At 70.8% G+C, this 21,666-nt stretch carries 15 protein-coding genes and 1 pseudogene; 8 read left to right on the top strand and 8 right to left on the bottom strand.

Annotation, left to right across the window (positions count from 1 at the left end; all coding sequences use genetic code 11):
• The first annotated feature begins 16 nt into the window (after nucleotides 1–16).
• Nucleotides 17–2,743 (top strand): SpoIIE family protein phosphatase, encoded by a 2,727-nt coding sequence (locus ACIBJH_RS08805; protein ID WP_399116128.1) that lies wholly within the window; start codon nucleotides 17–19, stop codon nucleotides 2,741–2,743.
• Nucleotides 2,744–2,791: 48 nt separating this feature from the next.
• Here ACIBJH_RS08805 and ACIBJH_RS08800 read toward each other — a convergent pair whose 3' ends face one another.
• Nucleotides 2,792–4,279 carry an esterase gene (locus ACIBJH_RS08800; protein WP_399116127.1) on the bottom strand — a complete coding sequence of 496 codons (1,488 nt, stop codon included), beginning with the start codon at nucleotides 4,277–4,279 and terminating at the stop codon, nucleotides 2,792–2,794.
• A 126-nt stretch (nucleotides 4,280–4,405) separates the two neighbouring features.
• Nucleotides 4,406–6,241, bottom strand: a complete 1,836-nt coding sequence (locus ACIBJH_RS08795; protein WP_399116126.1) for a glycoside hydrolase family 15 protein — start codon at nucleotides 6,239–6,241, stop codon at nucleotides 4,406–4,408.
• Nucleotides 6,242–6,396: 155 nt separating this feature from the next.
• Between ACIBJH_RS08795 and ACIBJH_RS08790 the strand changes: the two genes are divergently transcribed.
• The 4 genes from ACIBJH_RS08790 (at nucleotide 6,397) to ACIBJH_RS08775 (ending at nucleotide 10,733) form a co-directional block, all read left to right on the top strand.
• The gene (locus ACIBJH_RS08790) at nucleotides 6,397–6,594 is read left to right on the top strand and encodes a hypothetical protein (protein ID WP_399116125.1); all 198 of its coding nucleotides are present in this window, start codon (nucleotides 6,397–6,399) and stop codon (nucleotides 6,592–6,594) included.
• A 69-nt stretch (nucleotides 6,595–6,663) separates the two neighbouring features.
• Nucleotides 6,664–8,067 carry a Si-specific NAD(P)(+) transhydrogenase gene (gene sthA, locus ACIBJH_RS08785; RefSeq protein ID WP_399116124.1) on the top strand — a complete coding sequence of 468 codons (1,404 nt, stop codon included), beginning with the start codon at nucleotides 6,664–6,666 and terminating at the stop codon, nucleotides 8,065–8,067.
• A gap of 223 nt (nucleotides 8,068–8,290) precedes the next feature.
• Nucleotides 8,291–9,763 carry an APC family permease gene (locus ACIBJH_RS08780; protein WP_399116123.1) on the top strand — a complete coding sequence of 491 codons (1,473 nt, stop codon included), beginning with the start codon at nucleotides 8,291–8,293 and terminating at the stop codon, nucleotides 9,761–9,763.
• A gap of 10 nt (nucleotides 9,764–9,773) precedes the next feature.
• Nucleotides 9,774–10,733 carry a hypothetical protein gene (locus ACIBJH_RS08775; protein ID WP_399116122.1) on the top strand — a complete coding sequence of 320 codons (960 nt, stop codon included), beginning with the start codon at nucleotides 9,774–9,776 and terminating at the stop codon, nucleotides 10,731–10,733.
• A 4-nt stretch (nucleotides 10,734–10,737) separates the two neighbouring features.
• On the opposite strand, the gene ACIBJH_RS08770 is transcribed toward ACIBJH_RS08775, so the two are convergent.
• The 3 genes from ACIBJH_RS08770 to efeU all read right to left on the bottom strand — a co-directional run bounded on the left by ACIBJH_RS08770 (nucleotide 10,738) and on the right by efeU (nucleotide 15,391).
• Entirely contained in the window at nucleotides 10,738–11,901 is a 1,164-nt protein-coding gene (locus ACIBJH_RS08770) for a HoxN/HupN/NixA family nickel/cobalt transporter (RefSeq protein WP_399116121.1), read from the bottom strand.
• A gap of 134 nt (nucleotides 11,902–12,035) precedes the next feature.
• Complete coding sequence (gene efeB, locus ACIBJH_RS08765; RefSeq protein WP_399116120.1) at nucleotides 12,036–13,307, bottom strand: iron uptake transporter deferrochelatase/peroxidase subunit; 1,272 nt, start codon at nucleotides 13,305–13,307, stop codon at nucleotides 12,036–12,038.
• Between the two features lie 50 nt (nucleotides 13,308–13,357).
• The gene (gene efeU, locus ACIBJH_RS08760) at nucleotides 13,358–15,391 is read right to left on the bottom strand and encodes an iron uptake transporter permease EfeU (protein ID WP_399116119.1); all 2,034 of its coding nucleotides are present in this window, start codon (nucleotides 15,389–15,391) and stop codon (nucleotides 13,358–13,360) included.
• Nucleotides 15,392–15,587: 196 nt separating this feature from the next.
• On the opposite strand from efeU, the gene ACIBJH_RS08755 reads away from it, so the two are divergent.
• Genes ACIBJH_RS08755 through ACIBJH_RS08745 form a run of 3 tightly spaced genes read left to right on the top strand, consistent with a single transcriptional unit; the run spans nucleotide 15,588 to nucleotide 17,580 of the window.
• The gene (locus tag ACIBJH_RS08755) at nucleotides 15,588–16,265 is read left to right on the top strand and encodes a DedA family protein (RefSeq protein ID WP_399116118.1); all 678 of its coding nucleotides are present in this window, start codon (nucleotides 15,588–15,590) and stop codon (nucleotides 16,263–16,265) included.
• On the top strand, nucleotides 16,262–16,867 hold the full coding sequence (locus ACIBJH_RS08750; RefSeq protein WP_399116117.1) for a phosphatase PAP2 family protein: 606 nt from the start codon (nucleotides 16,262–16,264) through the stop codon (nucleotides 16,865–16,867). Before ACIBJH_RS08755 ends, ACIBJH_RS08750 begins: the two co-directional genes overlap by 4 nt.
• A complete protein-coding gene (locus ACIBJH_RS08745; RefSeq protein WP_399116116.1) occupies nucleotides 16,864–17,580 on the top strand; it encodes a phosphatase PAP2 family protein in 717 nt (238 codons plus the stop codon). The genes ACIBJH_RS08750 and ACIBJH_RS08745 overlap by 4 nt, the downstream gene beginning before the upstream one ends.
• A 110-nt stretch (nucleotides 17,581–17,690) precedes the next feature.
• On the opposite strand, the pseudogene ACIBJH_RS08740 reads toward ACIBJH_RS08745, so the two are convergent.
• The 3 genes and pseudogenes from ACIBJH_RS08740 to ACIBJH_RS08730 all read right to left on the bottom strand — a co-directional run.
• Nucleotides 17,691–18,098: pseudogene (locus ACIBJH_RS08740) on the bottom strand (ATP-binding protein); the annotation flags it as partial.
• Nucleotides 18,099–18,259: 161 nt separating this feature from the next.
• Nucleotides 18,260–19,264: an anti-sigma factor RsbA family regulatory protein gene (locus tag ACIBJH_RS08735; RefSeq protein ID WP_399116115.1), complete on the bottom strand. Its 1,005-nt coding sequence runs from the start codon at nucleotides 19,262–19,264 to the stop codon at nucleotides 18,260–18,262.
• A gap of 24 nt (nucleotides 19,265–19,288) precedes the next feature.
• Nucleotides 19,289–21,595, bottom strand: coding sequence for an ATP-binding protein (locus ACIBJH_RS08730; protein ID WP_399116114.1), 2,307 nt, complete (start codon nucleotides 21,593–21,595; stop codon nucleotides 19,289–19,291).
• Between the last annotated feature and the right edge of the window lie 71 nt (nucleotides 21,596–21,666).

The following is a 21,666-nucleotide window of genomic DNA, read 5'->3' as shown; positions in this document are numbered from 1 at the left end:
GTGTAGACATGGGCTCATGGTCCGCCTGACGGGTCGGCCAAGGGCCCGGTCGACCCACCGCCCCGACGGTCTGCGCGCGCAGCGCCCGTACGACCGTGCCCGTCGGGCGCGCGAACACCGGCACCGGCGGACCGGTCTGCCCGCGCGCAGCGTCGCCGGGCAGGTGTTCGTGCTGCAGGTGGTGATCGTGCTGCTGCTGGTCGTGTCGGCCGTGGTGGCGCAGGTCCTCCAGGTGCGGCACGACAGCACTCAGGAGGCCCGCAACCGGTCGGTGGCGGTCGCCGAGACCTTCGCCAACGCGCCGGGCACGGTCGCGGCCCTGAAGAGCGCCGACCCCACGGCGATCCTCCAGCCACGCGCCGAGGCCGCGCGCAAGGCGTCCAAGGTCGACTTCATCGTCGTCATGAACACCGACGGCATCCGCTACACGCACCCCAAGCCGGACCGCATCGGCAAGAAGTTCGTCGGGGACATCGCCCCCGCGCTGGCCGGGCACGTCGTCACCGAGGAGATCATCGGCACCATCGGACCGCTGGTGCAGGCCGTGGTGCCGGTCGAGGGCCCCGGCGGCAAGGTCGTGGGCCTGGTCTCGGCCGGGGTGACGAAGGCGAACGTCGGCGGCACCGCCGACCAGCAGCTGCCGCTCCTGCTGACCGCGGCCGGCGCGGCCCTGATCCTCGCCACCGGCGGCACCGCCCTGGTCAGCAGACGTCTGCAGCACCAGACGCACGGCCTGGGCCCGCACGAGATGACCCGGATGTACGAGCACCACGACGCGGTACTGCACGCCGTGCGGGAGGGCGTGATCATCGTCAGCGGCGAGGGCCGGCTGCTGCTCGCCAACGACGAGGCACGCCTGCTGCTGGACCTGCCCGAGAACGCCGAGGGACGCCTGATCCTCGACCTCGGACTCGACGTCGAGATGACCGCCCTGCTGGCCTCCGCGCGGGTCGCGACGGACGAGGTGCACCGCGTCGGCGGCCGGCTCCTCGCCGTCAACCAGCGCCCCACCGACCTGGAGGGCGGCCCGCCCGGCAGCGTCACCACGCTGCGCGACTCCACCGAACTGCGCGCCCTCTCCGGCCGCGCCGAGGTCGCCCGCGAACGCCTCAACATGCTCTACGACGCCGGAGTGGGCATCGGCACCAGCCTGGACGTCACCCGCACCGCCGAGGAACTCGCCGAACTGGCCGTCCCCCGCTTCGCCGACTTCGTCACGGTCGACCTCTACGACGCCGTCCTCAGCGGCGAGGAACCCCAGCCCGGCACCGAGCTGCGCCGCACGGCCTACAGCGGGGTCCGCGACGACGCGCCGCTCTACCCGGTCGGCAAGCAGATCCAGTTCGTGGAGTCCGCCCCGCAGGCGCGCAGCCTCGACACCGGTGACGCCGTCGTCGAACCCCGGCTCGGCGAGGCCCCCGGCTGGCTCACCCAGGACCCTGAGCGCACCGCGCAGGTCGTGGAGTACGGCATCCACTCGCTGATCACCGTGCCGCTGCGGGCCGGGGCGCTGATCCTGGGCGTGGTCAACTTCTGGCGCTCCGACAAGCCCGAGCCCTTCGACTCGGAGGAGCTGGCCCTCGCCGAGGAGCTGGTCGCCCGCGCCGCCGTGTCCATCGACAACTCCCGCCGCTACACCCGCGAGCACGGTATGGCGGTGACCCTCCAGCGCAGCCTGCTGCCCCGCCGCCTCCCCGAGCAGACCGCGCTCGACGTCGCCTACCGCTATCTGCCCGCGAAGGCCGGGGTCGGCGGCGACTGGTTCGACGTCCTGCCCCTGTCGGGCGCCCGGGTCGCCCTGGTCGTGGGCGATGTCGTCGGCCACGGCCTGCACGCGGCGGCCACCATGGGACGACTGCGCACCGCGGTCCTCAACTTCTCCGCGCTGGACCTGCCGCCGGACGAACTCCTCGGTCTGCTGGACGAGTTGGTCGGCCGCATCGACCAGGACGAGACGACGGAGGACAGCGGCGCCCCGGTCACCGGAGCGACCTGCCTCTACGCCATCTACGACCCGGTGACCCTGCGCTGCACCGTCGCCCGCGCCGGCCATCCGCCCCCGGCGCTGATCCGCCCGGACGGCACCGTCGAGTTTCCCGACGTCCCCGCCGGACCCCCGCTCGGCCTCGGCGGACTCCCTTTCGAGACCGCCGAGTTGAAGCTGGAAGAGGGCAGCCGACTGGTCCTCTACACGGACGGGCTGGTCGAGGACCGGGAACGCGACATCGACGTGGGCCTGGAGATGCTCCGCACGGCACTCACCCGCGCGGGCGACTCCCCCGAGGACACCTGCCGGGCCGTCCTCGACTCGGAGTTGTCGGTACGCCCGAGCGACGACATCGCCCTGATCGTCGCCCGCACCCGCGCCCTCGGCGCCGACCGCATCGCCGAATGGCGCGTACCGTCCGACCCCGCCGCCGTGGCCGACATGCGCGCCTCGGTCACCCGCCAGCTGACCCACTGGGGCCTGGACGAGCTGACGTTCACCACCGAACTCATCCTCAGCGAACTGGTCACCAACGCCATCCGCTACGGCAACGACCCCGTCCGCGTCCGCCTGTTGCGCGACCGCACCCTCATCTGCGAGGTCTACGACGGCAGCACCACGTCACCGCATCTGCGGTACGCGGCGATGACGGACGAGGGCGGCCGGGGCCTGTTCCTGGTGGCCCAGCTGTCGGAGCGCTGGGGCACCCGGTACACCCCGGCGGGCAAGGTGATCTGGGCCGAGCAGACGTTGTGACGCCGGGCCCGGGGTGAACGTCCGCCCCGGGCCCGGCCCTTCGCCCGGTTACTCGTCGATCGCCGCCCCGAACCGGGCCGCCTTCGCCGCACCGCCCAGGTCGGCCGCGCCGTACAGCGAAGAGCCGTCCGCGAGCAGGCCGTTGGGACCCGCAGGCAGCAACCACACATAGCCGTCACCGGAGTTCTCGCCCGGTGCGGAGGCGACGAGTTCGGCGCGGCCGTCGTGGTTCGTGTCGGCCAGGCGGACCTGGGAGCCCCAGGCGTCGTCGGCCTCGGCGGTGCCGGGGATGTTCGCGGTGTTCTGGTCGAAGGACTGGGCGCCGGTCGCGGTCACCCCGTCGCGCGAACCACGCAACAGCCATACCGCGCCCGCGTCCTGGACGGTGCCGACGTCCTCGCCGGGCGCGCCGACGGCCACGTCCGCGTAGCCGTCGCCGTCCACGTCACCGACGGACAGGTCGTTGCCCCAGGCGTCGCCGTGTTCCGAAGTGCCGGGCACGCCCGGGGAGTTCTGCGACCACCAGTCGGCGGGGCCGGTGGGCCCTTGCGAACTGCCGTAGTACACAGCGATCTTGCCGCCGTCGTCGCCCTCTGCCCTGTCGTCGGCGCTGCTGAGCTGGCCGAGCACCAGGTCGTCGTAGCCGTCGTGGTTGATGTCGCCGGAGGCGGTGCCGAGGCCGCCGTTGAGGTCCTGACGGTACGTCAGCGAGGTCTCGCCGCCCGCGTAGAGGGCCGACCAACCCTGCTGGTAGTCGTCGTCGGGGCTGTAACCCGAGATGACCAGGTCGGCGAAGCCGTTGCGGTCGTAGTCGCCGGTGGTGAGGTAGGCGGGCTGGAGGCGGTGGCCGCCGGGGTGGGTGGTCGTGTTCAGGGTGCCGAGCGAGTGCAGGATGCCGGTGTGGTACGTGAACAACTGGGCGCCGTTGTTGTCCAGTACGGCCATGGAGTCGGTGTCGGTCGCCCCGGTGAAGCGGGCCGCCGCCACGGACTGGCCGAACCGGTCGCCCGCCTTCGGGGTCGCGGAGGTGAAGGAGTCGTTGGTCTCGGCTCCGAGGCCCGCCTTCGAGCCGTAGAGGACGGTGACGCGGCCCGCGTCCTCGACGGTGCCCTCGTCCTCGCCGGGTGCGCCGACGATCGCGTCGTCGTAGCCGTCGCCGTCCAGGTCGCCGGTGGCGATCGCCTGGCCGAAGGAGTCGTAGGTCTCCGAGGTGCCGGGGACGCCGGGCGTGGACTGGCTGATGACGGCCGTACGGCCCTTGGGGACCGTGTTGTTGGTGGCGATGCCGTTCGGGGCGCCGTACTGCACGGTGACATACCCGGCGCCTTCCTTGCCGTCGACGGTGCCCGACGGGGCACCGATCAGGACGTCGTCGTAGCCGTCCCCGTTGAAGTCGCTGTTGCGGTCGACGGCGCTGGTGCCGCCCGGGACGCCCGCGTAACTGGCCGGCGCGGCGACGATGCCGGCGCCGGCCAGGAGCAGGAAGGTCGCGGACGCGACTGCGGCGGAGACCTTCTTGCGTGACACGTTCGTCATGATGTGTTCCCCCGTGGGTCAAATCTGTTGCGGTCAACGGGTTCGACACGAGACATGACGCGGGAGTTGTGGTGCCACCGCGTGCTGTGACACCTCGGTGACGTTTGTTGCGCGTCACAGACGGGATCAGCCGAGCGCCTTGTCCAGGTTGAACGCGGCGCTGATCAGGGCGAGATGGGTGAACGCCTGGGGGAAGTTGCCCTGTTGCTCGCCGGTGCGGCCGATCTCCTCGGCGTACAGGCCGAGATGGTTGGCGTAGGTGAGCATCTTCTCGAAGGCGAGCCGGGCCTCGTCGACGCGGCCGGCCCGGACCAGGGCCTCGACGTACCAGAAGGAGCAGATGGAGAACGTGCCCTCGTCGCCGCGGAGTCCGTCGGGGCTGGCCTGCGGGTTGTAGCGGTAGACGAGGGAGTCGGAGACCAGTTCCTCGGTCAACGCGTCCAGTGTGGAGAGCCACTTGGGGTCGGTGGGGGCGATGAACTTCGCCAGCGGCATCATCAGCAGGGCGGCGTCGAGGACGTCGCTGCCCTCGTACTGGACGAAGGCCTGGCGGGTCTCGGACCAGCCGCGGTCCATGATGCGGCGGTAGATGGTGTCGCGACAGCTGCCCCAGTACGGCAGGTTGGCGGGCAGGCCGCGGCGGTTCGCGAGGCGGATCGCGCGCTCGATCGCCACCCAGCACATCAGGCGTGAGTAGAGGAAGTTCTTGCGGCCGCCGCGGGTCTCCCAGACGCCCTCGTCGGGCTGGTCCCAGTGGACGCAGACCCAGTCGACCAGGGCGCACACGTCGTCCCACTGGGCGCTGGAGATGGGCTCGGCCCATTTGTCGTAGAGGTAGATGGAGTCGATCAGGGCGCCGTAGATGTCGAGTTGGAGCTGGTCGGCGGCGGCGTTGCCGACGCGGACCGGGGCGGATTTCTGGTGGCCTTCGAGGTGCGGGAGTTCGCGTTCGGTGAGTTCGGTGCGGCCGTCGATGCCGTACATGATCTGCAGCGGTCCTGAGGGGTTGCCGTCGCCGGGGCTGATGTAGCGGGACACGAACTGCATGAACGCCTTGGCCTCGCCGGTGAAGCCGAGGCGCAGCAAGGCGTAGACGCAGAAGGCGGCGTCGCGGATCCAGACGTAGCGGTAGTCCCAGTTGCGCTCGCCGCCGAGCTGTTCGGGGAGGCTCGTGGTGGGGGCGGCGACGATCGCGCCGGTGGGCGCGTAGGTGAGCAGCTTGAGGGTGAGGGCGGAGCGGTGGACCATCTCGCGCCAGCGGCCCCGGTAGCGGGACTGGGAGAGCCAGCGGCGCCAGTAGGCGACGGTCGTGTTGAACTCGTCCTCGGCCTCCGTGCGCGCGCAGTTCCGGGGTGTGACCTCGCCGTCGACCTGGTCGAGGGCGAACACCTCGGACTCGCCCTCGTCGAGCTTGAAGTCCGCCCACACGTCGATCTCGTCGCACTCCAGGGGGACGGTGGCGGTGAGCGCGAGGGATTTCTCGGCGGACTCGAAGAGGGCCACGTCGCCGAGCATGCGGGCGGTGTGCGGGCTGGCGCCGTAGTCGAACCTGGGCGCGACCTTGATCCGGAACGGGACCGAGCCGCGCACGCACACCACACGGCGGATCAGCCGGTGCCTGGCCGCCTCGTCCGACTCCCCGGTCACCGGCATGAAGTCCTGGACCTCGCCGACGCCGTCCTCGGTGAAGAACCGGGTGATCAGGACGTTGGTGTCGGGGAAGTAGAACTGCTTGGTGCGGGCGGGCACGGCAGCGGCCAGCTCGAAGGAGCCGCCGCGCTCCGCGTCCAGGATCGCCGCGAAGACGCTGGGGGCGTCGAAGGAGGGGCAGCAGTACCAGTCGATCGTGCCGTTGGTGCCCACCAGGGCCACGCTCCGCAGATCGCCGATCAGTCCGTGCTCGGCGATGGGCAGATATCCGGGTCCGGTGGGGGTGTCCTGGTGGGGCGGGGTCTCGACCATCGCGGCAGCCTCCCTGGTTCGGGCCCGCGCGGGCCGGTTCCAGCTTAGGTTCACGTTCTCGTTCGGCCACTCTTCCGGATGCACACTGGGGGTGGACGGGTAATCGTGGGAAATGGGATCTACGGCACGTGTCCGGTCCCAGGCGAGGAGGCACCATGTCGACAGCACGACCCGATGAAGACGCCGAGCGCGCCACCCCGGACGCCCTGCTGCACGCCCGCACGGGTACCGAGGTCGCCCCGGAGGACGTGGTCCTGGCGGCCGGCCGGGACGTCACCCCGAAGAACCTGGAGTGGGCCAGGCGGAAGATCGAGGCGGAGGGGGCTGCCGCGCTGGACAAACTGCTCCCTTAGCCGTCTCCCCGGCACCTGGTTGCCGGTTCACCCTTTCGGAGAGGGCGCTCCGGCTGACAGACTCCGGAGGTGCCCGACTTCGACATGCTTGTGATCGGTTCAGGACCGGGTGGCCAGAAGGCCGCCATCGCCGCGGCCAAGCTCGGCCGCCGGGTCGCCGTCGTCGACCGCCCGAACATGGTGGGCGGCGTCTCCATCCACACCGGGACCATCCCCTCCAAGACCCTGCGCGAGGCGGTGCTGTATCTCACCGGCCTCACCCAGCGAGATCTGTACGGGCAGAGTTATCGCCTCAAGGACGACATCACCGTCGGCGACCTCACCGCGCGGACGCAGCACGTGGTCAGCCGTGAAGTGGACGTCATCCGCAACCAGTTGTCCCGCAACCAGGTCTCGCTGTTCGCCGGCACGGGCCGCTTCGTCGACCCGCACACCATCGCGCTGACCGAAGTCACCGGCCACGAACGGCTGTTGACGGCGGAGAACATCATCATCGCCACCGGTACGCGTCCCGCGCGGCCGGACACCGTCGAGTTCGACGGGCAGACCATCATGGACTCGGACAACGTCCTGGACCTGCCCAAGGTCCCGCGGTCCATGGTCATCGTGGGGGCTGGGGTCATCGGCATGGAGTACGCCTCCATGTTCGCCGCGCTCGGCAGCAAGATCACCGTGGTGGAGAAGCGCGCCGGCATGCTCGACTTCTGTGACCTGGAGGTCATCGAGTCGCTCAAGTACCATCTGCGGGACCTCGCCGTCACCTTCCGCTTCGGGGAGACCGTGGCCGCCGTCGAGCGGCACACCAACGGCACGCTGACCGTCCTGGAGAGCGGCAAGAAGATCCCGGCCGACGCGGTGATGTACTCCGCGGGCCGGCAGGGTCTCACCGACGAACTCGACCTGGACAAGGCCGGCTTGTCCGCCGACCGGCGCGGCCGGATCGACGTCGACGAGAACTACCGCACCGCGGTCCCGAACATCTACGCCGTGGGTGACGTCATCGGCTTCCCGGCGCTCGCGGCGACCTCGATGGAACAGGGCCGGACGGCCGCGTACCACGCCTGTGGTGAGCCGGTGCACCGGATCGACGACCGGCAGCCGATCGGCATCTACACCATTCCGGAGATCAGCTTCATCGGGAAGACCGAGGACCAACTCACCGAGGAGTGCGTGCCCTTCGAGGTCGGCATCTCCCGCTACCGCGAACTCGCGCGCGGCCAGATCATCGGCGACTCGCACGGCATGCTGAAGCTGCTGGTCTCCCCCACCGACCGCACCCTGCTCGGCGTGCACTGTTTCGGCACCGGTGCGACGGAGCTCATTCACATCGGCCAGTCGGTGATGGGCTGCGGCGGAACGGTCGACTATCTCGTGGACGCGGTCTTCAACTACCCGACGCTGGCCGAGTCCTACAAGGTCGCCGCCCTCGACGCGACGAACAAACTGCGGCAGATCGACCGACTCGGCGACTGATCGTTCACAGGAGATTACTCGCTGGTCAATCTTGAAAGGTCAAGAGCTACGGCTATCATCACACCCACACACGGTGTGACCGTCCGCCGACGCAGCGGTTAAGCGGTATCCGCCATTCCCTTCTGTTGTTCCGACCGGCCGACGACCCGAGGCCACCCCTCTCCGGGTCCGGAGCCGGTCCGCTCAACTCCGCACGTCGTGCAAGACGGAAAGCAGCGCAACCATGAGCAACAACAGGGGCAGAGGGCTACAGGCCAATGCCCTCGGTACGTTCGACACCGTGGTGATGGCCGTGGCGGGCAGCGCCCCGGCGTACTCGCTGGCCGCGACCACCGCGGTCCTCGTCGGCGCGGTGGGACTGGCCAGTCCGGCCGCCCTCCTCTACTGCGCGATACCCATGCTGGGCATCGCGCTGGCCTTCAGCTATCTCGGCCGCATCGACGTGAACGCGGGCGCCAGTTACTCCTGGGTGGGGCGCACCCTGCACCCCTTCCTGGGCTTCATCAGCGGCTGGGCACTGGTGATCTCCGCCACCATCTTCATGGTCGCCGGGTCACTGCCCGCCGGGTCGATGACCCTGTCCCTCTTCGACCAGAGCCTCGCGGACAACACGGCGCTGTCGACGGTCGTCGGCGCGGCCTGGTTCGTGATCATGCTGCTCGTGGTGCTCGGCGGCGCCCGGCTCACGGTCCGGGCCCAGCTGATCATGTCCGGTGTCGAGCTGGGGATTCTGGCGCTGTTCGCGGCCCTGGCCCTCGTCCACACCGGCAACGCCCGGGTCTTCGACTGGTCCTGGCTGGGGTTCAGCCACTTCGACGGGGTGTCCGGCTTCGCCTCGGGCGCGCTCATCGCCGCGTTCTACTACTGGGGCTGGGACGTCACCAGCAACCTCAGCGAGGAGACCCGCAACAGCCGTCGTACGACCGGACTCGCGGGCCTGATCGGCGTCGGCATCGTGTTCCTGCTGTTCGAGGTGTTCACCATCGCGGTGAACGTCATCCTGTCCTCGCGGCAGATCGAGAGCAACGACGCCAATGTGCTGGCCGTGCTCGGGGACGAGATCTGGCCGGGCTGGGGCGGCAAGCTGCTGATCGTGTCGGTGATGCTGTCCACCATCGCCACCCTGGAGACCACGCTCATCCAGGTCACGCGCTCGCTGTTCGCGATGGGCCGGGACCGTACGATGCCGGCCGCGCTGGGCCGGGTGCACCGCACCTGGAACACGCCCTGGGTGGCGATCGTCGTGGTCGGCGGGGTGGCGCTGGCGATGTTCATCGCCTCCAACGCGCTCGGTTCGGTGGGCGAGATCCTCGTCGACGCGATCTCGGCGATCGGCCTGCAGATCGCCGTGTACTACGGCCTGGCGGGACTCGCGGTGGTCGTCGCCTACCGCAAGATGCTGTTCAAGTCGGCGGGAAACTTCCTCTTCGGCGGTCTGTGGCCGCTGTTCGGCGCCCTGTTCATGTTCTGGATCTTCGTCGAGTCGCTGAGCAGTCTGAGCACCGCCGCGATCTCCATCGGCATCGGCGGCATCGCCGTGGGCCTGATCCCGATGTTCTGGTACTGGAAGCAGGGCAGCGAGTACTACCGGCCCGCGCGGCTCGACGCCACCCGTGCCGTGGAGACGGACTACGTCCCCGACGACTTCGTGCCCGAACAGTCCCGGGTCCACCAGGGTCTCCCGACGGACTTCTGAGGGGCACCCGATGGCGCGAGACCGCTACACCCCCGACTTCGATCCCGACTGCGGGGACGCGCCCCTCAGTTCGGCCCGGCAGGACATCGTCATCGGCCGCTGGCAGGGCCTGCGGGACCTGCTGCGGAACACCGGTGCGCACTGGCTCGCGCGCGGGCACCGCGTCCGGATGCTGGCGCAGGCCTGCGCGAGCAGTTCGACGGTGGAGTCATGGCTCGCCGCCGAACCAGGCAGCGGCGACGCGCTCACCCTGCGGGCGGCCACGGAGACGGCCCGGGCCTTCAACCTGGCCATCGCGGCGGGCCGGGGCGTGCCCATCGACCGCAACCGCATCGACGGCGCCGTCATGGCCTGCCTCCAGGCCGCGGAGACCTACCCGGACGACCCCACGCCGTGGATCTCCCTGATCTCCGTCGCCCGCCTCTACCCGGCGGGTGTCCGGCGGCAGGAACTCGCCCGCTGGTGGGACGAGTTGCACCGGCGCGACCCCTACAGCGTCGAGGGCCACCTCCAGGTCCTGCACTATTACTCCTCCCGCTGGCACGGCAGTCACGGCCTGATGTACGACTTCGCCCGCGACGCGGCGGGCGTGGCACCGCCCGGCTGCGCGCTGCCGGTGCTGGTGCAGTACGCGCGGGTCGAGGAGTACCGCTTCGCCCTCAACTCGGCCCTGGGCCAGCAGGCCTCCGTGGGTCTCGGCCAGCACTGGACGCACGACGGCGCCGTCAGCGACGTACGCCGGACCTGGCAGCGCTGGATCGCGGCCCGTGAGGAGGGCGCGATCCCGCCCGGCGAACTCCGCGACCTCAACTACCTGGCTCACGCGGCCTGTTACGCGGGGACGAAGGACGTGGCGGCGGCCGTGCTCGGCATGATGGGGCGCCGGGCGACGCCGACTCCCTGGTCGTACACCGGGGACGCGGAGAAGCAGATCGTGAAGGGGCGGAAGGAGTCGGGCGTCCGGTCCTGAGGGCCTATTCGGCGGGCCGCTCCGCCGGCTGGGCCAGGCCCGCCGTCCACTTGTCCTCGATGTGGCCGAACTTCCACACCAGCAGGGCCACGGCCCAGGTCGCGAAGAAGAGGCCGACGATGACGAAGCCGATGACGTTGAGGTCGAGGCCCGCGACCCAGTCCCAGAAGAAGCCGTGCAGGTCGAGCTTCTCGGCGAACAGGCCCAGGAGTTCGACCGTGCCGATGATCAGGGCGACGGCGACGGACAGGCCGGTGATCGTGAGGTTGTAGTAGACCTTGCGGACCGGCTTGGAGAAGGCCCAGCCGTAGGCGAAGTTCATGAACGTGCCGTCGATCGTGTCGAGCAGCGACATGCCCGCCGCGAACAGCACCGGCAGGCACAGGATCCCGTACCAGGGCAGGCCGGAGGCGGCGCCCGAGCCCGCGAGGACCAGCAGCGCGATCTCGGTCGCCGTGTCGAAGCCCAGGCCGAACAGCAGGCCCAGCGGATACATCTGCCAGGACTTGGTGATGGACTTCATGAAACGGCCCAGGATGCGGTTCATGAAGCCGCGGTTGTTCAGGTGCTCCTCCAGCGCGGCCTCGTCGAAGTCGCCGGAGCGCATCTGGCGGAACACCTTCCAGATGCCGGTCAGTATGACGAGGTTGATGCCGGCGATGACGTAGAGGAAGGTACCCGAGACGGTCGTACCGATGAGGCCGGTGACGTCGTGGAGTTGGGAGTTGTCGTCGCGGACCGGGCCCGCGAGTTCCTTGACGCCGAGGGAGAGCAGGAGCGTCAGGCCGAAGACGATGCTGGAGTGGCCGAGCGAGAACCAGAAGCCCACCGACAGGGGCCGCTTCCCCTCGCTCATCAGCTTGCGGGTCGTGTTGTCGATGGCCGCGATGTGGTCGGCGTCGAACGCGTGCCGCATGCCGAGGGTGTACGCGGTGACGCCCATGCCGATGCCGAAGGACTTCTCGCCGACGCTGTAGTGCCCGGGCGCGACGATCCACACGAGCGTGAACCAGCCGATCACATGCAGCGCCAGGATGAAGCCGGCCATGCCGCCGACCCTGGTCCACTCCTGCCGCGTCATGGACGTACGGACGCGGTACCAGACCGACGGCCGCGAGGTCGCGGCCGTGACGGGGAGGGGCGGAGCGGACTCGGGGGCGGCCGTCATCGAGGGGGTCTTTCTGCCGGGGACGAGGTCGCGGACTGCAACCTGGTGCCATCCTCCCGTACCTGCAACCCATTCGCAGTAACGGTCGGTAAAGCCCACGGCAGGTCTTGGTCAAGGGAAGGGAAAGTCCCTGGTCAGGTCGCCAGCAGACCCCGCCCCAGCCAGTCCTTGGCGTCCCGCACGCCGGGCAGCGCGTAGAAGTAGCCGCCGCCCGTCGGGGAGATGTAGTCGACCAGGGGTTCGTCGATCAGCCGGGTCTGGGTCGCCTCGAACTGCCGCTTCACGTCCTGCTGGTAGCAGCAGAAGACGAGGCCCATGTCGAGGTTGCCGACGGTGTCGATGCCCCGGTCGTAGTTGTAGCCGCGGCGCAGGATGCGGGAGGTGTCGGTGGCCGCGGTGCGCGGGTTGGCGAGGCGGATGTGGGCGTCGAGCGGGATCGCCGTGCCCTTGGGGTCCTTGGCGTAGTGCGGGATGTCCGTCTCCTTGGCGCCGTCCAGCGGGGCGCCGGTGTCCTTGCGGCGGCCGAACATCAACTCCTGTTCGCTGAGCGAGACCCGGTCCCAGAACTCGACGAGCATGCGGATGATCCGGATCACCTGGTAGCTGCCGCCGCTCGCCCAGGCCGGCTCGCCCTGTGCGTCGCCGACCCAGATCAGCCGGTCGGTCTCGCGGGTCGACTTCACGTCCGGGTTGGCGATGCCGTCCTTGAAGCCGAGCAGATTGCGCTGGGCGCCGGTGGGGCGCGGGGTGTTCTGGAAGCCGTCGATGCGCCACTTGATCTGCATGCCGCCGCGGGTGTGGCGGGCGATGTCGCGCAGTGCGTGCAGCACCGTGTCCTGGCGGGCGGCGCACACCTGGAGCGACAGGTCGCCGTGGCACTCGGCGGCGCGCAGGTTGTCGTTCGGGAAGGTCTTCATGGGGGTCAGCCGGCTCGGCTTCGCCTTGGCGAGGCCGTAGCGGTCGTCGAAGAGGGACGCGCCCACGCCGACGGTGACCGTGAGGGCGTCGGCGGGGACCTCCGGTCCGAGGATGCCGTTGTCGGCGGGCGGTGCGCCCACGCCAAGGTCGGCGGGGGTGCCGCCGGAGGTGAGGAAGCGGGCGCGTTCGGTGATCGTGTGCAGCAGGTCGGCCAGTTCGGCGCGGTTGTCGGCGATCACGTCGAGGGAGACGAAGGTGGCGGCGGCCGGGGCCGGGGTGAGGATGCCCGCCTGATGGGTGCCGTGGAAGGGCACCTTGGCCGCGTTGGTGGTGTCCGCGGCCTGTGCCTGGGCCGTGCCGCCGGTCTCGGCGAGCGCGAACGCCCCGCCGGCCAGCACCGCTCCGGCGGCCCCGGCACCGAGCGCCGTCCGGACGAAGGAGCGGCGGCCGGCTCCGGCCGGGCAGCCCGGGGTTTCGGCAGTGGACATCGGACGGTTCCCTTCACTACGGCCAGTGCTGTTCGTGTTCTCGGCGCTCATCAGGCGGACTTCCTGATCTCCAGCAGGTCCGGCACCGGGGCCAGGTCCTCAAGCAACTGCCCGGTGGCGCCGTCGAGTCGGGCCTTCTCCGGCTGGCTGAGCTGCTCGACGGGGGTCCAACTGCCGCCGTGGTGAGCCGAGTCGAGCAGCTTCTGCAGCCGGGCCACTGCGGCGTCGACGGTCGGAAGCAGCGTCGAGGACTCCTTGGTCAGCAACGGCCTGAGTACGGTGAGGAGTTCGCGGGTGCCGGCGAGGTTGCTGTCGACGGTCGCGAGGTTGGTCCCGCTGCCCTCGTCGGTATCGCCGGTCAGCTCGAACTGCAGGGCGTTCTCCAGGATTTCGTGGGCCCGCAGCGGCAGGTCGCCCGGGTCGAAGTCCTGGGTGGGGAACGCCTTGCGCAACCCCACGACAGCGGTGGCGAGTTGCTGCGCGGGCACCTTCAACTCGCTTGCCGACTGGCCGTGCCACAGCCCGTACTCGATGCGGTGGAAGCCCGCGAAGTCCTTGTCGTCGACTCCCCCGGCCAGCCCGTCGGCCCGGCCGTTGATCTTCTTGTCGAAGTCCTCGAACGTGCCGTAGGCGGCACCGAGCGAGGAGTAGGTGCGGTGTGCGGTCAGCCAGTCGGTGCGCGCCTTGCCGAGGTGGTCGCCCGCGATGTCGGCGCCGAGCTGCCGGGTCTGGGTTTCGAGGGTGGCCAGGCCCTGGTCGACGTACACCTTGTAGGCCTTGAGGGGCGCGGCCAGGTCGCTCCCGGAGACGGGGACGACCGCCTTCACCGTCCCGCCCCCGCCGCTGACGTGCACGGTGGCGGAGGTGACGGCCTTCGCGCCGGTGGGGACGCAGCGCCAGGCGTACGAGCCGCCCGCGACGGTGGCGACCAGGTCCCGGGTGGTGCCCGGGGCCAGGCCCTCGACCTCGCCGTAGACCGCGCCGGTGGCCGGGTCGATGAGGTACACCTCGGACGTCTTGTCGCCGGTGTTGTGCATCTGGAAGGTCTGGCGTCCGGTGTCGGGGGCGGTGAAGCCCTTGCCGCACTCCGTCTCGGAGACGGCGACCGTCTCGGAACTCGCGGGCTTGGGTCGGGCGAGGGCGACGACGAGACCGGCCACGACGGCGGGTACGGCGACCACGGCGACGGGGACCACCCAGACGGGGCGGCGGCGCGGGGACGACACGGCCTCCGGTGCGGGCGTGGGGTCCGGCTCCGGTGCCTTGACCCGCTCGCCGCGAACTCCCCTTATGAACAGTGGCAGGACCACGGCGAGATAGCCGACGTAGCCCACCACCTGGAGCCAGGTCATCGTGGGCATCAGGTTGAACACGCCCTGGATGAGGGTGCTGTACCAGGAGCCGGCGTCGACGCTGCCGCTGAGGTCGAAGGCGTACGTCGTCAGGCCGGGCAGGACGCCGCCCTCCTGGAGGTCGCGCAGGCCGTAGCCGAGGACCCCGGCCGCGATGACGACGAGGACGACGCCGGTGGCGGTGAAGAACTTCGTCAGGTTGATCCTGAGGACCCGGCGGTACAGGCCCCAGCACAGGACCGCCGCGAGGACGAGGCCGATGGCGGCGCCGGTGAGGGGGCCGGAGGACTCGCCGGCCGCGCGGGCGGTGGTCCACAGGAACAGGGCCGTCTCCAGACCCTCGCGTCCCACCGCGAGGAAGGAGGTGAGCATCAGCACGCCCGCGCCCATGCCGAGGGCGCCGGTCACCTTCTCCCTGATCTCGCCGGAGAAGGTGCGGGCCGAGCGGCGCATCCAGAACACCATCGCGGTGACGAACGCGACGGCGATCACACTGAGGACGCCGCCGAAGGCCTCCTGTGCGGTGGCGGAGAGGTTCGCCGCGGTGAACGTGAGCACGGCGCCGAAGCTCAGCGCGAGGGCGATCGCGGCCAGCACGCCCGTCCACACCTGCGGCAGGCGGGACTTGGCGTCGGCGCGGACCAGGGTGGCGACCAGGATCGAGACGATGAGTCCCGCTTCCAGCCCCTCCCGCAGTCCGATCAGAAAGCTGGGAAACGCGTCGTCCCACATTGGGTGCGACCCCTCCTGGGTTAGTGAAGGCATGCCTTACTTCGCGGACCATCATGACTACATGCGTGTAGCCCGTCGGTCATGAATCGGCAACGACCGGGCAAAAGTGCGGAACTCCACGCGGGCCGCGATCGTCTACAGTTCAGTAGACCGTCTACAGATTTGTAGTCACACATCGGCGAAGGGGCTCACGACGATGACCACACCCTTGGACCTGGCGTCCCAGCTCGCCGTCAATGTGCTGGACGCCAAGTCGCTGCTGGCCGCCTTCGGTGTGCTGGGGGTCGGCGTCGTGATGTTCGCGGAGACGGGGCTGCTGATCGGGTTCTTCCTGCCCGGCGACTCCCTGCTGTTCACAGCGGGCCTGCTCTGCACGGGCGGCGCGGACAGAGCGGTGAAGCTGTCGCTCCCGCCCCTCTTGATCGCGGCGGCGGTGGGCGCGCTCGCCGGAGCGCAGTGCGGCTATCTGCTCGGCCGGAAGGCGGGCGGCGCGCTGCTCACCCGCAGCCGCTCGACCCGCCTGCACGAAGGCGCCCGACGGGCCGAGGAGTTGCTCGACCGGTACGGCCACGCGAAGGCGGTCGTACTGGCCCGTTTCGTGCCCGTGGTGCGGACGGTCCTGAACCCGATGGCGGGCGCGCTCGGGGTGCCCGTCCGGACGTTCACCGTGTGGCAGGTGGCCGGCGGTCTGGTGTGGAGCCTGGGACTGACGCTCGCCGGGTACGCGCTCGGCTCCTCGGTCCCGAACGTCGACAAGTACCTGCTGCCCATGGTCGCAGTGATCGTCATCGTGTCGCTGCTCCCCCTCGTCGTCGAGGTCCGCCGCTCCCGCCGGGCGGCCCGGGCGACGAAGGCCGGGGAGGCGCACGGATGATCCTCGTCGCCTTCCAGGGGTCCTCGATCGACGGCTCGGCCTACGAGGACGTGGTGAACTCGGCACAGCAGGCGCCCGGTTGGCTGGACGACACGGTCACGGCCTGGTCGACGTACGGGCTCGCGGTGTTCGCCGCGCTGATGCTCGTGGGCTGGTGGCGGGCGCGCCGGGTGGGTGCCGAGGCGGCGCTGACGGCACTGGCCGTGCCGCTGGTCGTGGTGGCCGTGTACGGGATCGACACCCTGCTGAAGTCGCTGGTGCGGGAGAACCGCCCCTGCCAGAGCCTGCGAGTGGTCACGCTGGAGGCGTGCCCCGCGCGGGGCGACTGGTCCTTCCCCAGCAACCACGCGACGATCGCTGCGGCCGCGGCGGTCGCCCTGTTCTTCGTCTCCCGCCGGCTCGGCACGCTCGCGGCGGTGGCCGCGCTCGCGATGGCGGTGTCCCGGGTGTGGGTCGGGGTCCACTATCCGCACGACGTCGTGGCGGGCGTTCTGGTCGGTACGCTCCTCGCGCTCGGCGCGATGGTCCTGGTGCGGCGCCGGCCGAAGTCTCTGGCACGCCGGCTCTCGGCCGGCCGGCTGCGACCGCTGGTGGTGTCATGAACCGCAAGGACATTGCCGAGCTGGCGGGCAGTGTGGGCGTGGGTGCCTGGACCGCGTTCGGTGTGCTGAGCATGGTCGTGGTCGGGCGCGAGGGCGCTCCGCTGTTCACGGACGAGGACCTGCTGTCGTGGTCCGTCGCCCACCGTCCGGACATGGCGGTGGCGGTGGCGCGCGGTGTGAGCGCGACCGGCACGGGCGTCGTCCCGTACGCCCTGGTCGTCCTCGCCGGACTCCTCACCGGCCGCACCATCCGGCGGCGCCTGCTCGCCGCGGCCCTGACGGCGGCCTGTCTCGCCGCCGGGCAGGGACTGCGCTACGGCGTGATGACGTGGGTCGCGCGTCCGCGCCCGCCGCTGGCCGACTGGGCCGGACATGCCTCGGGCTGGTCGTTCCCCTCCGGTCACACCACGACGGCGGCGATCACCGCGGGGCTGGTGATCCTCGCGACAGGCGTGCGCGCCCCGCACGGACGGACCGCGCTCTGTCTGGCCGTCGGCTGCTGGGGCGCGCTGGTCGGACTGACCCGGGTGTATCTGGGCGTGCACTGGTTCACCGATGTGGTCGGCGGCTGGCTGTTCGCCGTCGGCTGGCTCGGCGTGTGCCTGTGCGCGGCGGCCTGGTGGCTGCCGGCGTGGCTGCTCGCGGATTCGGCGGACGGAGCCGTACCGCCGCCGCCCCGGGAGGAGCATGCGTCCCGGGGTCCTGTGTCGTAGCCGGTCGACGTCTCGGGTCGGGGCGAGGGCGGTGCCGGACGGTGGGTGCTCGTGTTCTCCGTGTTCTCCGGGCCGTCCGGTGGGTCGAGTTGGAGCTCGAACCAGACCTCCTTGCCCTCCTCGACGAGACGGCTGCCCCAGCGGTGCGCGAGTGCGTCGACGAGGAGGAGACCCCGGCCGTTCTCGCTGTCGGCGTCGGCTTCCGGGAGTACTGCGCTCTCCGGCTGCCGGTGCGACGGCCGGGGAAGGTACCGGTGTTCGTCCGCGACCTCGCAGCGCAGGGTGCCGACGCCCAGGGACAGGGTGAGCCGGTAGCGGCCGCCGGCGTGGACGACCGCGTTGGTGGCGAGTTCGCTGACCAGCAGTTCCGTGATGTCCGTCAGGTCCGGGAGACCGTACTCGACCAGCCATTTGCGGACGGCTTCCCGGGCCTGGCGGACCGAGGATCTTCCCGGGCCGAGGATCGTGGTGCGGCCCTCGCCCACGGTCGGCAGGCCGCGCGGACGGTCGTTCGGCATGGTCGTTCCCCTTCGGCCCCGAGGACGTTCGGCCTCCGGGGGTGTTCGGCGCGTGCGATGCGAGGCCGGGTCCGGCACGGGGCTCGGCCTCGTGTCCACCATGCGTCCGCCGTGCCCGTCCGGTCTCGGGGGGGAACTACCCGAATCCGCGCGGCGGTTCGTCAACCCGACGCCACAAGCTCCGTCACCACGAGGTCTGTCTCCATGCGGATCGTCCAGCCGCCCGTCGCCCCGTCGTCGGACCTCGTGTCCACGAACTCGCAGACCTGGCGGGTCTCCCAGAGCCCGTCCTCCGGCCGGGTCTCAGGGCCCGGCGGCCGGAAGCCGAGGAACGGGTCGGTGATCCGGCCGCGCGGGGTGCGCAGCTCACAGACGATCCGTTCGCGTGTCGACCACAACCGCAACAGCGCGTGGTCGCAGCCCTGGGCCGCCGCGTAGCCCGTGGCGCCGGACACGGCCCGCCCGAAGCGGGCCGCCGCGTCGGGCGCCATGCCACGGACCCGCGCCTGGTCCACCGCGAACCGGTGACCGGCGGTGAGGTCGCCGTCGAGGCCGACGGCGACCGCGTCCCCGGGCGGCGCGGGCAGCGGGCCGAGGCCGAGGGTCGCGTACGCGGCGGGCGCCATGAACAGCCGGCTGGGGCGGACGTCGTGCCGGTCCAGTTCCGTCGGGTGGGTGTGCCGGGCGGCGTCGACGACATCGGGCGGTGCGGTCCGGGTGTCGTAAAGGCACATCAGGTCGGGCGGGGCGCCGGTGAACAGCTCGGTGGCCAGGGCCTCGTACCGCTTCCACTCGGGGATCTGGCGCGGTGTGCGGCCCTCCCAGACCGGCTCGCCCGTCATGTGGAGGCGGCCTTCGGGGCTCGCGTGGGTGAGGTAGTAGTCGAGGGCGGTGGCCATGCTGTTCGCGGGACTTCCGCGGTACCAGCGCGCGGAGTCGCGGAAGTCGACGTGGCGGGCGTCGGGGCCGAGCGCGTTCCGCAGCAGGTCCAGTTTGCGTGGGGTGGTGATGGCCACCGGGTCCGGTTCGTCCTCGGCGGCGATGGCCTCCCTGAGGAACGGCACCACCACCGCGAGGAACTCCTCGTCGGACGAGTGGATTCCGGCGTGGTGCTTGATGGGTGGGCCAGCAGGTGGGGTGGTTGTCGTGGGTTCTCCGTGTTCCATCGGTGTGCCCTTCTCTCGCTCGATTCACGGCCGTACGGTCCTGCGCGCATCGGCCCAGACGGCGACCTGGCTGCGGGAGGTGAAGCCCAACTTGCCGAGGATGCGCTCCACATGGCCCTCTGCCGTCCGCAGTGCGACCACCAGCCGGTCGGCGATCTGCTGGTTGGTCAGTCCTTCCGCGACCAGTTCGGCGACCTCCGTCTCACGGCGGGTGAGCGGGCTGTCGGCCGACTGCCGGACGGGGGACTCCCGCTCGCCCAGTGCGTGGCGCACGGCGTCGTCCGGGGTGAGTGCGAGGCCCTCGTGGTAGGCGTGGTCGAAGGCGGCGCCCAGCAGCGCGCGGGCTCCTTCCTCGGCCTCGGTGCGCACCGGTCCGTGGGACGGGGTGCGGTCGAGGGCGACATGGGCGTCCCGCCAGATCCGCTTGGCCGCGCCCAGCAGCACCGCGGCCGACCGGCCGTCCCCGTCGCGCGCGTGGACCGCGGCGAGCAGTTCCAGCGTCATGCCGATGCCGAACACGTCACCGACCGCCCGCTTGAGCCGCAGGCACTCCTGGGCGTGGGTCCCGGCCGACGTCTGGTCCCCCTTGGCCCATTCGGCGAAGGCGAGGATGCGCAGCAGGTAGGAGTGGATCCACTGTTCGCCGTGGCTGAGGCAGATCGGCCGGAACTCCTCGCACAGGGCCATGGCATGGTCGAACTCGCCCTGGATGGCGAGGACATGGGCCAGTTCGACGTATTTGAAGCCGACCAGGCTCATCGACTCGCCCTCGCGCGGCGGCCGGGACAGTGCCTCCTCGTGGACGGCCCGGGCCTGGTCGCAGTCGCCGCTGATCAGGCAGGCGCCACCCCGACCGAAGAAGGTGTGGGCCACCTCGGCCTCGGCGCCGAGCCGCAGGGCCAGGTCGCGGGACTCCTCCACGAGGGGTGCGGCCCGGACGGCGTCGCCCTGGCTGAGCAGCATCAGGGCCAGCGACCACAGGGCCCTGGCGCGGGCAACGGTCGGCTCGGGGGCGGCGGCGAGCAGCCGTTCCAGCCAGAACCTGCCCTCCATCAGGCCTCCGGTCGCGAACCAGAAGAACCACAGATGCCCGGCCAGCTTCAGCCCCGCCCGCACCTCGCCGGGTGTGGTGAGGCAGTACTCCAGCGCCGAGCGGATCGTGTCCGACTCCGCGTGCAACCGCCGTACCAGCTGCGGCTGTTCGGGGCCGAACCAGCGGCGCTCGCAGTCCTCGACGAAGTCCAGGCACCAGTCCCGGACCCGGTGCCGGGCCGTCTCCTCCGCGTCGGCGCCGTGCTCGCGGAGCCGGTCGAGGCCGTACTGCCGGATCGACTCCAGCATCCGGTACCGGGCGTGGACGGCGTCGCCGTCGCGGACCAGCAGCGACCTGTCGACCAGGCCGGCCACGGCGTCCACCAACTCGTCGCGGTCCGGGCCGGGTTCGGCGCACACCTCCTCCGCGGCGCCCAGGTCGAAGCTCCCGGGGAAGACCGAGGCGCGCGCCCACACCACCTGCTCGTCGGGGGTGCACAGGTCGTGACTCCAGTCGACGGCCGCGCGCAGGGTGCGGTGCCGGGGCAGGGCGTCCTCGCCTGCGGTCAGCAACCGATGGCGCCTGTCGAGGCGTTCGAGCAACTGCTGTACGCCCAGGGCGCGCATCCGGACGGCGGCCAGTTCGATCGCGAGCGGCAGTCCGTCGAGGCGGCGACAGAGGGCGGCCACCGCGTCCTGGTTGGCGGCCGTGAGCGAGAACCCGGGCAGTACGGCGGCGGCCCGGTCGGCGAACAGGGCCAGTGCCGGGTACTCCAGCGCGGGTTTGGGAGGCAGCGGCTCGTCCGCCGAGGGAGTCGGCAACGGCTGTACTTCCAGGACGTGTTGGGCACGGGCGTCCAGCGGATGTCTGCTGGTGGCCAGCACGCGCACCTCCGTCGTCTCGGCGAGCAGCGTCCCGACGAGCCGGGCGCACGCGTCCGTGAGGTGTTCGCAGTTGTCGAGGAGGAGCAGCGACTCGCGGTCCTGGAGGTGGTCGACGAGGACGCGTTCGGGCGAACGGCCGGACACGTCACGGATGTTGAGCGCCTCGATCAGGGCCAACGGCGCCAGCGAGGCGTCCCGCACACCGGCCAGGTGGACGAGGTGCACCCCGTCGGCGAACGTCCGCGCCAGCCGGGGCACCGCGTGCAGCACCAGCCGGGTCTTGCCGACTCCGGCCGTACCGGTCAGAGTCACCAGTCGATGGGCGGCCACCAGGCGTCTGACCTCGGCGGTCTCCTGGCGCCTGCCGACGAAGCTCGTCGTCCTGACGGGCTGTCCGGTGTACTCCCCTGTCACGGATACCTGCGCATTCGGTCCCGCCTCCGAAAGTGGTACGCCCGGCGCCCGCCCGCCATGGCCTCGTCGCG

Source organism: Streptomyces sp. NPDC050548, from assembly GCF_044457385.1.
GTDB lineage: Bacteria > Actinomycetota > Actinomycetes > Streptomycetales > Streptomycetaceae > Streptomyces.
This window is presented reverse-complemented; position numbering and strand designations above follow the sequence as displayed.